At 76.5% G+C, this 12,907-nt stretch carries 2 protein-coding genes and 1 pseudogene; all 3 read left to right on the plus strand.

Going from position 1 to position 12,907, the window contains the following annotated elements; genetic code table 11:
- A partial coding sequence (locus ABD352_RS27685; protein WP_425553660.1) for an SDR family NAD(P)-dependent oxidoreductase occupies nucleotides 1-6,374 on the plus strand: 6,374 nt, incomplete at its 5' end.
- 47 nt (nucleotides 6,375-6,421) lie between these two features.
- Nucleotides 6,422-10,012: pseudogene (locus ABD352_RS57720) on the plus strand (type I polyketide synthase); the annotation flags it as partial.
- 267 nt (nucleotides 10,013-10,279) lie between these two features.
- On the plus strand, nucleotides 10,280-12,907 hold a 2,628-nt coding region (locus tag ABD352_RS57725), incomplete at its 3' end, for a type I polyketide synthase (protein ID WP_425553661.1).

The raw sequence follows: 12,907 nt of genomic DNA on the forward strand, positions 1-12,907 counted from the left end.
TGCCGGCCGGCACCGGCGGGAACAGCAGCTGCGCCGCGAGCCACCAGGCGGCTGCGGCGAGCGAGGCGGCCGCCCCGGTGCCCAGCGCCGGGCCGCGGGCGCCGGCACGGCGGGCGGCCAGGGCAAGCCCGGCCGGCCGCGACCTGGCGGCCCGGCTGGCCGCGCTGCCGGAACGGGAGCGCGACGGCTTCCTCCGCGACCTGGTCCGCACCCACGCGGCCGTCGTGCTCGGCCACGCCGGCCCGGAGACGGTCGACGCGACGGCCACCTTCCGCGAGGCCGGCTTCGACTCACTGACCGCGGTCGAGCTGCGCAACCGGCTCGGCGCCGCGACCGGGCTGCGGCTGCCCGCCACCATGGTCTTCGACTACCCGACCCCGGCCGCGCTGGCCGGACGCATCCTGACGCTCGTCCTCGACCCGGCGGGCCCGGCCGCGGCCGCCCCGACCAGGGTGCGCGCGGCCGCCGTCGACGACGACCCGATCGTGGTGGTCGGCACCGCCTGCCGCTACCCGGGCGGCGTCGACTCGCCCGAGGCGCTGTGGCGGCTGGTCGAGGCGGGTGCCGACGCGATGGGCCCCTTCCCGCAGGACCGGGGCTGGGACGTGACCGGCGGCTACCACCCCGACCCCGCGCACCCCGGCACCTGGTACGCCCGCGAGGGCGGCTTCCTCGCCGACGCCCTCCAGTTCGACAGCGCGCTGTTCGGGGTCTCGCCCCGCGAGGCGCTCGCCATGGACCCGCAGCAGCGGTTGCTGCTGGAGACGTCGTGGGAGCTCTTCGAGCGGGCCGGCATCGACCCCCAGTCGCTGCGCGGCTCCCACACCGGCGTGTTCGCCGGGCTCATGCACCACGACTACGCCGTCGGGGCGGTGGACGTGCCCGAGGGCACGGAGGGGTACACGCTCACCGGCACGCAGGGCAGCGTCGCCTCCGGGCGCGTCGCGTACGTGTTCGGGCTCGAAGGCCCAGCGGTCACCGTCGACACCGCGTGCTCCTCGTCGCTGGTCGCCCTGCACCTCGCCGCCCAGGCGCTGCGGCACGGCGAGTGTGCCCTGGCCATCGCCGGCGGCGTGACCGTCATGCACACGCCGAAGGTCTTCGTCGAGTTCAGCCGGCAGCGCGGGCTGGCGCCGGACGGGCGCTGCAAGTCCTTCGCCGACGGGGCCGACGGCACCGGCTGGTCCGAGGGCGTCGGCCTGTTGCTGCTGGAGCGCCTCTCCGACGCCCGGCGCAACGGCCGCCGGGTCCTGGCCGTGGTGCGGGGCTCGGCCGTGAACTCCGACGGCGCCAGCAACGGCCTCACCGCGCCCAACGGGCCGTCGCAGCAGCGCGTGATCCGCACCGCGCTGGCCGCGGCCGGGCTCGCCGAGTCCGACGTGGACGCGGTCGAGGCCCACGGCACCGGTACCACCCTCGGCGACCCGATCGAGGCCCAGGCGCTGCTGGCCACGTACGGGCAGGGCCGCCCTGCGGACCGGCCGCTCTGGCTCGGCTCGGTCAAGTCGAACCTCGGCCACACCCAGGCCGCCGCCGGCGTCGCCGGGGTCATCAAGATGATCGAGGCGATGCGGCACGGCGTCCTGCCGCGCACCCTGCACGTCGACGCCCCGTCGTCGCACGTGGACTGGTCCGCCGGGGCGGTGCGCCTGCTGACCGAGGCGCGCCTGTGGTCCTCGGCCGACCGCCCGCGCCGTGCCGCGGTGTCCTCGTTCGGCATCTCCGGCACGAACGCCCACGTGATCCTGGAGCAGGCGCCGGTCTGGGATGCGCCGGTCTCCGTGCAGGTGCTGCCGGTCGTGCCGCTGCTGGTCTCGGCTCGTACGGAGCGGGCGTTGGCCGCGCAGGTCGGCCGCCTTGAGGGAGTTATGCCAGTGGCTGACGTGGCCTGGACGCTGGCGAAGGGTCGGGCGGCGTTGGAGCACCGGGCCGTGATTCTGGACGGCGTCACGATCAAGGACACGGTCCGGTCAGGTCGTCTGGGTTTCGTGTTCGGCGGCCAGGGCGCCCAGCGGCTCGGTATGGGTCGGGAGTTGCTTGAGGCGTTCCCGGTGTTCGCGCAGGCGTGGTCGGAGGTGTGTGCGGAGCTGGATCCGTCGTTGTCGGAGGTGGTGTTCGGCGGCGACGAGGACAGGTTGGCGAATACCTTCTATGCGCAGTGCGGCATTTTCGCCTTTGAAGTGGCCATGTTCCGGCTTCTGGAGTCGTGGGGTGTTCGCCCGGATGTCGTGGGCGGGCATTCGATCGGTGAGATCGCGGCTGCCCATGTCGCGGGGATTCTGTCGCTGAAGGACGCATGCGCTCTGGTCTCGGCGCGGGGTCGGTTGATGGCCGCGCTGCCGCCCGGTGGGGTCATGGTTGCGGTTGCCGCTTCGGAGGAAGTGGTTGCGCCGTTGCTGGTCGGCGGCGTGGATCTGGCGGCGGTGAATGGTCCTGAGGCTGTGGTGCTGTCGGGGTCTGCTGATGCGGTGGATCGGGTGGTGGCGCAGTTGGGTGTGCGGACTCGGAGGTTGCGGGTTTCGCATGCGTTCCATTCGGTGTTGATGGAGCCGATGCTGCCTGCGTTCGCCGAGGTGGTTTCGAAGCTGACGTTTTCGCAGCCGGTGATTCCGGTGGCGTCAGAGGAATGGACTTCTGCCGGGTATTGGGTGCGGCATGTGCGGGAGACGGTGCGGTTTGCCGAGAGTGTGGCGGCGATGGGGGCGGTCACGTTCCTGGAAGTGAGCCCCACCCCCGTGCTGACACCGGTGGTTGAGGACTGCATTCCTGTGGTTCGTAAGGGGATTGCGGAGCCGCTCGGGGTGATTGAGGCTGCCGCGCGGCTTTGGACCCGCGGGGTTGGCGTGGAGTGGCCGCTTGGCGAGGGGCGGCCGGTGGACCTGCCTACGTACGCGTTTCAGCGGGAGCGGTACTGGCTGGCGGCCGGGCACAACTCGGCGGAGCTGACGAAGGTCGGGCTGGCCGGGTCGGACGAGTTGGTGTTCACCGCGCGGCTCCCGGCCGGGGCGACCGGCTGGCTGGCCGACCACGCGGTGCTCGGGTCGGTGCTGTACCCGGGGGCCGGGTTCGTGGACCTCGCGCTGCGGGCCGGTGCCGAGGCCGGGGCGGGCCGGCTGGAGGAGCTGACGCTTGAGGCGCCGCTGGCGTTGGGCGGCTCTGGTGCGGTACAGCTGCAGGTCCGAATCGGCGAAGCCGACGCGGCCGGGCGGCGGGAGCTGACCGTGCACTCGCGGCCGGAGGACGGCGCCTGGGTGCGTCACGCCGGCGGCCTGCTCGGCCCGGACGAGGCGACCGCGGCGGCCGACCTCATCGCGTGGCCGCCCGCCGGGGCCGAGTCGGTGCCCGTCGGCGACTTCTACCCGGGGCTGGCCGCGGCCGGATACGAGTACGGCCCGGCGTTCCAGGGCCTGCGGGCCGCCTGGCGGCGCGACGACGCCGTCTACGCCGAGGTGGCGCTGCCGGAGGAACTGCGCTCCGACGCCGCCCACTACGGCGTGCACCCGGCGTTGCTCGACGCCGCCCTGCACGCCACGCACCTGCTGCCCGGCGCGGACGACGGTCCCGTGCGGCTGCCCTTCGCCTGGACCGGGGTGTCGCTGCGCGCGGCGGGCGCCACCGTCCTTCGCGTGCGGGCCGTCGCCGCGGGCCCCGACGCCGTCTCGCTCACCGTCGCCGACGGCACCGGGCGCGTGGTGGCGACCGTGGACTCCCTCGCCCTGCGACCGTTCGCGGCCGAACGACCCCGCGGCGGCGCCCCGGACGCGCTGTTCGAGCTGGCCTGGCTGCCCCCGGCCGGGCGGGCGGACGGCCGGGCGCCCGAGTTCACCCTGCTCAACGTGCCGGAGGACGGCACCGCGCGGAGCAACCTCGCCCTGGTGCTGCGGGCACTGCAGGAGTGGCCGGCCGACGACGCGAAGCGGCTGGTCGTCGTCACCCGCAACGCCGAGGCGGATCCCGCCCTCGCGCCGGTGTGGGGGCTGGTCCGCTCCGCCCAGGCCGAGCACCCGGACCGGTTCGTCCTGCTCGACGTCGACGGGCCGGAGTCGATGCCGGCCGCGCTCGAGGCCCTGGCGCTGGGCGAGCCGCAGCTGGCCGTGCGCGGCGGGGTCGTCAGCGTGCCCCGGCTCGTGCGGGCCGGCGCCGGCGACACGCTCGTCCCGCCGCCCGGGCCGGGGGCCTGGCGGCTGGACCGGGCCGCCGACGGGTCGCTGGACGGGCTGGGGCTCGTGCCCGCGCCCGAGGCCGACGCGGCGCTGGGGGCCGGGCGGGTGCGGGTGGACGTACGCGCGGCGGGCCTGAACTTCAGGGATGTCCTCATCGCGCTCGGCATGTATCCGGGCGAGGCGTGGCTGGGCAGCGAGGCGGCCGGCGTCGTGACCGAGGTCGGGCCGGGCGTGACCCACCTCGCGCCGGGCGACCGCGTGATGGGCCTCGTCCCGCACGCGTTCGCCTCCCGCGGCGTCGCCGACGCCCGCACGCTTGTGCCGATGCCGGACGGCTGGTCGTTCGAGCAGGCGGCCGGGATGCCGGTCTGCTATCTGACCGCCTGGTACGGCCTGTTCGACCTCGGCGGGCTGCGCGCGGGGGAGCGGCTGCTCGTGCACGCCGGGACCGGCGGGGTGGGCATGGCCGCGCTGCGGCTGGCCCGGCACCGCGGCGCCGAGGTCTTCGCCACCGCGAGCCGGGCCAAGTGGGACACGCTGCGCGAGCTGGGGCTGGACGACGAGCACATCGCCTCCTCGCGCGACCTGGCGTTCGCGGCGAAGTTCCCGCCCGTGGACGTGGTCCTGAACTCCCTCGCCGGCGAGTTCGTCGACGCCTCGCTGGGCCTGCTCGCCGAGGGCGGGCGGTTCCTGGAGATGGGCAAGACCGACGTCCGCACCGACGCCGAGCCGGGGTACCGGGCCTTCGACATGCTCGACGCGGGACCCGACCGGATCGGCGAGATGCTGGCCGAGATCGTGGCGTCGTTCGGGCCGCTGCCGGTGACCGCGTTCGACATCCGCCGGGCGCCGGAGGCGTTCCGCTGGATGAGCCAGGCCCGCCACACCGGAAAGCTGGTGCTGCGCGCGCCCGGCCCGACGTGGCCCACCGACGGCACGGTCCTGGTGACCGGCGGCACCGGCACCCTCGGCGCCCTGGTCGCCCGGCACCTCGTGGCCGAGCACCGCGTGCGGGACCTGCTGCTGGTCAGCCGCTCGGGTATGCACGCGCCGGGTGCCGAGGAGCTCGCCTCGGAGCTGGGTGCCCGGGTCGTCGCGTGTGATCTCGCCGATCGGGAGGCCGTCGAGCGGTTGCTCGCCGCGGAGCCGATCCGGGCGGTGGTCCACGCGGCCGGGGTCACCGACGACGGCGTCATCGCGTCGCTGACCCCCCAGAAGCTCGACTCGGTCCTGCGCCCCAAGGCGGACGCGGCCTGGCACCTGCACGAGCTGACCCGCGACCGCGACCTGACGGCGTTCGTGATGTTCTCCTCGGCCGCCGGGGTGCTCGGCACCGCCGGGCAGGGCAACTACGCGGCGGCCAACGCGTTCCTCGACGCCCTCGCCGCGCACCGACGGGCCCTCGGCCTGCCCGCGCACTCGCTGGCCTGGGGACAGTGGGCCCGCACCAGCGGGCTGACCGGGCGGCTCGCCGAGCGCGACCTGGCCCGGCTGTCCCGCGGCGGCCTGCTGCCCGTCGGCGACGAGCAGGGACTCGAACTGCTCGACGCCGCGGCCGGTGGGCTCGCGCCGGCGCCGGTCCCGGCCCGGCGCGACCTGGCGGGGCTGCGCCGGCGCGGCGGCGACCTGCCTGCGGTCCTGCGCGGGCTCGTCCCCCCGGCGGCCCGCAGGGCGGCGGCCGAGCCGGCCGGCACCTCGCTCGCCGAGCGCCTGGCCCGGATGGCGCCGGCCGAGCGGGCCGACGCGGTGCTGGAGCTGGTGCGCGCCCACACCGCGGGCGTGCTCGGGCACGGCCGCGCGGACGCGGTCGACGCCCAGCGCAGCTTCAAGGAGCTCGGCTTCGACTCGCTCACCGCCGTGGAGCTTCGCAACCGCCTCAACGACGCGGCGGGCGTCCGGCTCACCCCGACGCTGATCTTCGACTACCCGACGCCGGTGGACCTGGCCGCCCACGTGCGGACCGCGCTCGTCGGCGACGACGCGGCGGCCCCCGGCGCGGCCCTGCTCGGCGAGCTGGACCGGCTGGAGTCGCTCCTGCTGGCCGCGCCGCCGGACCCGGCCCGGCAGGGCGTGCTGGTGAGCCGGCTCGAAGTACTGCTGGCCAAGGTACGAACCCCGGTCGAGGCGGGCGTCGCGGCGGCCGACCGGCTGCGCGACCTGTCCGCGGACGAGGTCCTCAGCTTCATCGACACCGAGCTCGGCATTTCCTGAACCCGCCCCCCAGCAGCGACAAGAAGCGCCCGAGGAGTGACAAGCGCATGGCGGACGAGAGCAAGCTGGTCGACTACCTCAAGCGGGTCGCCGGCGACCTGCACGAGGCGCGCAAGCAGCTGCGCGAGGCCGAGGACGCCCGTCACGAGCCGATCGCGATCGTCGGCATGGCCTGCCGCTTCCCCGGCGGGGTGACCTCGCCCGAGGAGCTCTGGCGGCTGCTGGTCGACGAGGTCGACGCCATCACGCCGTTCCCGGTCAACCGCGGCTGGGACGTCGACGGCCTGTACGACCCGGACCCCGACCGCCCAGGCAAGTCCTACACCCGCGAGGGCGGCTTCCTGCACGACGCCGACCTGTTCGACCCCGGCGCGTTCGGCATCTCGCCCCGCGAGGCCCTCGCGATGGACCCCCAGCAGCGGCTCATGCTGGAGACGGCGTGGGAGGCGATCGAGCGGGCCGGCGTCCCGATCGGCGCCCTGCGCGGCAGCGCCACCGGCGTCTTCGTCGGCTGCGGCAACCTCGGCTACCTCGTCGGCATGCAGCAGGCCCAGGAGGGCGTCGAGGGCCATTCGCTGACCGGCAACGTCGGCAGCGTCATCTCCGGCCGCATCTCCTACACCTTCGGCCTGGAGGGCCCGGCCGTCACCGTCGACACCGCCTGCTCCTCCTCGCTCGTCGCGCTGCACCTGGCCGTGCGCGCGCTGCGCAACGGGGAGTGCTCCCTCGCGCTGGCCGGCGGCGTCACCGTGATGCCGATCCCGATCGAGTTCGTCGAGTTCAGCCGCCAGCGGGTGATGGCCGCCGACAGCCGCTGCAAGTCCTACGCGGCCGCCGCCGACGGCAGCGGCTTCGCCGAGGGCGCCGGCATGCTGCTCGTCGAGCGGCTGTCCGACGCCCGGCGGCTCGGCCACCCGGTCCTCGCCGTGGTCCGCGGCTCCGCGGTGAACCAGGACGGCGCCTCCAACGGCCTGACCGCCCCCAACGGCCCGTCCCAGCAGCGGGTCATCCGCGCCGCGCTGGCCGACGCCCGCCTCGGCCCGGCCGAGGTCGACGCCGTCGAGGGGCACGGCACCGGCACCCGGCTCGGCGACCCGATCGAGGCGCAGGCCCTGCTGGCCACCTACGGCCGTGCCGCCGAGCGCACGCTGTGGCTCGGCTCCGTCAAGTCGAACATCGGCCACACGCAGGCCGCCGCCGGGGTCGCCGGGGTCATCAAGATGGTGCAGGCGATGCGGCACGGCGTGCTGCCCCGCTCGCTGCACATCGACGCGCCTTCGCCGCACGTCGACTGGTCCGCCGGGGCCGTCTCGCTGCTCGCCGAGGCGCGGCCGTGGGAGGCGGCGGACGGCCGGCCCCGACGGGCCGGTGTGTCGTCGTTCGGCATCAGCGGTACCAACGCCCACGTCATCCTGGAGGAGGGCTCTCCGTCCATTGTGGACAGCCGGGCAGTGGGCGACGCCGTGCTGCCGTGGGTCCTCTCCGCGCGGTCGGCCGCGGCCCTGCGTGCCCAGGCCGGGCGGCTCGACGGGGAGTCGCCGGACGTCGCGTACTCGCTGGCCGCCACCCGCGAGCCCCTCGAACACCGCGCGGTGGCGATCGCCCGGCCGGACGAGGCCGCCGCGGCGCTGGCGACCATCGCCGCCGGGGAGGCCGGCGAGCGGGTCTTCGCCGGGGTGGCCGACGTCAAGGGCAAGGTGGTCTTCGTCTTCCCCGGGCAGGGCGCCCAGTGGGCCGGCATGGCGGTCGAGCTGCTCGCCGCCGCGGAAGCCGACGCGGCCGACGCGGCCGACGCGGCCCCCGGGGCCTTCGGGGCCTTCGCGGCCTTCGGGGCCGAGATCGCCGCCTGCGACGCCGCCCTGGCCGAGTTCGTCGACTGGTCCGTCGCCGACGTCCTGCGCGGGGCCGACGGTGCGCCCTCGATGGAGCGCATCGAGGTCCTCCAGCCGGTCCTCTTCGCCGTGATGGTCGCCCTAGCCGCCCAGTGGCGGGCGCTCGGCGTGCGGCCCGACGCCGTCGTCGGCACCTCGCAGGGCGAGATCGCCGCCGCGTACGTCGCCGGCGCCCTCTCGCTGCCCGACGCCCTCCGCGTCGTCGTCCTGCGCAGCCGGCTCTTCGCCGAGGAACTCGTCGGCCGCGGGGCCCTCGCCGCCGTGAGCATGCCCCGCGAGCAGCTGGACGAGCGGCTGGCCCGCTGGAACGGCCGGCTCACCCTGGCCGGCGTCAACGGGCCGACCGCGCTCAACGTCGCCGGCGACGCCGACACCGTCGCCCGGTTCGTCGCCGAGTGCACCGAGGACGGCCACCGGGCCCGCGTCGTGCCGGCCACCGTGGCCTCCCACAGCGCCCAGGTCGACCCGCTGCGCGAGCGCCTGCTGGAGCTGCTCGCGCCGGTCGCGCCCCGCACCGGCGAGATCCCGTTCTACTCCACGGTCACCGGCGGGCCGCTCGACACCGCCGCCCTCGACGCCCGGTACTGGTTCGACAACTGCCGCGAGCCCGTCCGCCTCGACGCCGCCGTCCGGGCCCTGCTGGCCGCCGGGCACCGGCTCTTCGTCGAGTCCAGCGCCCACCCCGTGCTCGTCATGAGCGTGCAGGAGACCGCCGACGCCGCGGGCACCGAGATCGCCGCCGTCGGCTCGCTGCGCCGCGACCAGGGCGGCCCGGCCCGCTTCCTCGCCTCCGCGGCCGAGGCCCACGTCCGGGGGCTCGCCGTCGACTGGGCCGCCGCCTTCGCGGGGTCCGGCGCCGCCCGCACCGACCTGCCGACCTACGCCTTCCAGCGCGAGCGCTACTGGCTCGCGGCGGCCACCGCGACCGGCGTCGACGTCGCCGCCGCGGGCCTCGGCGCGGTCGGCCACCCGCTGCTCGGCGCGGCCGTGCAGACCGCCGGCGGCGAGCTGCTGCTCACCGGCCGGCTGTCGGCCCGCGCCCAGCCCTGGCTGGCCGAGCACGCCGCGTCCGGCACCGTCCTGCTGCCCGGGGCCGCGTTCGTTGAGCTGGCCGTCCGGGCCGGCGACGAGGTCGGCTGCGGGCGCCTCGTCGAGCTGGTCCTGCAGGCCCCGCTCGCACTGCCGGCCGACGGCGCCGTGCAGCTGCAGCTCGTCGTGGGCGCCGCCGACCCGGTCGGGCTGCGCCCGGTCAGCGTCTACGGCCGCCCCGACCCCGACGCGCCCTGGACCTGCCACGCCACCGGCCAGCTGGGCGCCCCCGGGCCGGTCGCGGAACACCGGACCGTCGCGTGGCCGCCGCCCGGCGCGGAGCCGGTCGACCTCGACGGCTTCTACCGGGCCGCGGCCGAGGCCGGGTACGGCTACGGCCCCACCTTCCAGGGCCTGCGCGCCGCCTGGCGCCTCGGCGACGACCTCTACGCCGACGTCGCGCTGTCCGGGGACCCGGACGCGTTCGGCCTGCACCCGGCCCTGCTCGACGCCGCCCTGCACCCGATCCGGCTGGCCGGCGGCGACGACCGGCTGCGGCTGCCCTTCGCGTGGGGCGACGTGGAACTGCACGCCGCCGGCGCCACCGAGCTGCGGGTCCGGCTCGCGCCGCTCGGCCCGGACGAGTACGCGCTGACCGCCACCGACCCGACCGGCCGCCCCGTCCTCACCGCCGGCTCGCTGCGGCTGCGCGACGCCACCGCCGACCACGTGCGGGGCGCGACCGGCGACGCGGCGCTGTACCGCGTGGAGTGGGTCGACGCCGGCCTCGTCGCCGGCGCGGGTGCCGACGCGACGGTGCTGCGCGTCGCCGACGGCGAACCGCTCGCGGTGACCGCCGAGGTGCTCGCCGCCGCGCAGGCGTGGCTCGCCGACGAGCGCAACGCGGGCCGGCGCCTGGTCGTGGTGACCGAGGGCGCGACGACGGACGAGCCCGCGCTGGGCCCGGCCGCCGTCTGGGGCCTGATGCGGTCCGTCCAGTCCGAGCACCCGGACCGGTTCGTGCTCGTCGACGTCGACGAGCACGACGAGGCCGCCCTCGCGCGCGCCATCGCGTGCGGGGAACCGCAGGTGGCCGTGTGCGCCGGAACGCTGCGGGTGCCCCGGCTGGCCCGCCTGACGGGCGCGGCGCCGTCCCCGGTCACCCTCGGCGGCGACGGGACCGTCCTCATCACCGGCGGCACCGGCGCCCTGGGCGGCCTGCTCGCCCGGCACCTCGTCGCCCGCCACGGCGTGCGGCACCTGGCCCTCGTGAGCCGGCGCGGGCAGGACGCCCCGGGCGCGTCGGAGCTGGCCGCCGAGCTGACCGGCCTCGGCGCCGACGTCGTCGTGGCCCGCTGCGACGCCGCCGACCGTGAGGCTCTTGCCGCCCTGCTCGCCGAGCTGACCGCCCGCCGCCGCATCTCGGCCGTCGTCCACGCGGCCGGGGTCCTCGCCGACGGCACCGCCGAGTCCCTCACCGCCGATCAGCTGGCGACGGTACTGCGACCAAAGGCCGAAGCCGCCCTCAACCTCCACGACCTGACGCGCGGCCTCGGCCTCGACGCGTTCATCCTCTTCTCCTCCGGCGCCGGTACCCTCGGCAACGCGGGCCAGGGCAACTACGCCGCCGCCAGCATGGTCCTGGACGCCCTCGCCCAGCGCCGCCGGGCCGACGGGCTGCCCGCGCTCTCCCTCGCCTGGGGCTACTGGGACCGGACCGGCGACATGGCCGGCCACCTCGACGCCGGCCGCCTCGCCTGGATCGCCCGCTACGGCGCCGCCCCGCTCCCCGTTGAGCAGGGGCTTGCCCTCTTCGACGCGGCCCTCGCCGCCGGCGAGCCGGTCCAGCTGCCGCTGCGCTGGGACCGCGCGGTGCTGCGCCGCAGGGCCGCCGACGGCACCCTGCCGCCCATCCTGCGCGGCCTCGTGCGCGCGCCCGCCCGCCGCGCGGCCGAGTCCGGCACCGCCGCGTCCGGCCTGGCCGCCCGGCTCGGCGGCCTCCCGCCCGAGCAGCGCGACGCCGTCCTGCTCGACCTGGTGCGGGCCCGCGTCGCGGAGGTGCTCGGCCATGCCGGCTCCGACAGCATCGGCCCCGACCAGGCGTTCCGGGCCCTCGGCCTCGACTCCCTCACCGCCGTCGAGCTGCGCAACCGGCTCGCCGCCGCGACCGGCCTGCGCCTGCCGACCACCCTCGTCTTCGACCACCCCACGCCGGCCGCGCTGGCCCGCCACCTCGCGGGCGAGCTCCTGGGCGCGCCCGCGGCGGCCGCCGAGGCCACCGTGGCCGTGGCGACCGGCGAGCCGATCGTCATCGTCGCCACCGCGTGCCGCTTCCCCGGCGGGGTTCGCGGCCCGGAGGACCTGTGGGCCCTGGTCCGCGACGGCCGCGACGTGATCGGGCCGTTCCCCGGCGACCGCGGCTGGCCGCAGGACCTCTACGACCCCGACCCGGCCCGCTTCGGCCGCAGCTACGTGCGCGAGGGCGGGTTCCTCGACGACGCCGCCGGCTTCGACGCCGCGTTCTTCGGCATCTCGCCCCGTGAGGCGCTCGCCATGGACCCGCAGCAGCGGCTGCTGCTGGAGGCGTCGTGGGAGGCCTTCGAGCGGGCCGGGATCGACCCGGCCGGCCTGAAGGGCAGCCGGACCGGGGTCTTCGCCGGCGCCATCCACCAGGACTACGCCGGACAGGCCCCCGCCGACAAGGTCGAAGGACATTTCCTCAGCGGTACGTCCACCAGCGTGGTCTCCGGCCGCATCGCCTACGCCTTCGGGTTCGAGGGCCCCACCCTGACCGTCGACACCGCCTGCTCCTCGTCGCTCGTCGCCCTCCACCTGGCCGCGCAGGCGCTGCGGGCCGGCGAGTGCGCCCTGGCCCTGGCCGGCGGCGTGACGGTGATGTCCGGCCCGGGCATCTTCACCGAGTTCAGCCGCCAGCGCGGCCTCGCGCCGGACGCGCGGGTCAAGGCGTTCTCCCAGGGCGCGGACGGCACCGCCTGGTCCGAAGGCGTCGGCGTGCTGCTGCTGGAGCGGCTCAGCGACGCCCGCCGCCACGGCCACCCGATCCTCGCCGTCGTGCGCGGCTCGGCGGTCAACTCCGACGGCGCCTCCAACGGCCTGACCGCCCCCAGCGGCCCGTCCCAGCAGCGGGTGATCCGCCAGGCCCTGTCGAGCGCGGGCCTGCGCCCGTCCGACGTCGACGCCGTCGAGGCGCACGGCACCGGCACGGCCCTGGGCGACCCGATCGAGGCGCAGGCCCTGCTGGCCGCCTACGGCCGGGACCGCGACCGCCCGCTGTGGCTCGGCTCGGTGAAGTCGAACCTCGGCCACACCCAGGCCGCGGCCGGCGTTGCCGGGGTCATCAAGATGGTCGAGGCGATGCGCCACGGTGAGCTGCCGCGGACGCTGCACGTGAGCGCGCCGACGTCGCACGTGGACTGGGCCTCGGGCGCCGTCGAGCTGCTGACCTCCCCGCGCGTCTGGGAGGCGGACGGCCGACCGCTGCGGGCCGGCGTCTCCGCCTTCGGCGCGAGCGGCACCAATGCCCACGTGATCCTGGAGTCGGTCCCCGCCGCCGACCGTGCGCCGTCTTCGTCTTCCGGGCCGGTGCCGCTG

It is taken from the genome of Dactylosporangium salmoneum (genome assembly GCF_039532525.1).
GTDB lineage: Bacteria > Actinomycetota > Actinomycetes > Mycobacteriales > Micromonosporaceae > Dactylosporangium > Dactylosporangium salmoneum.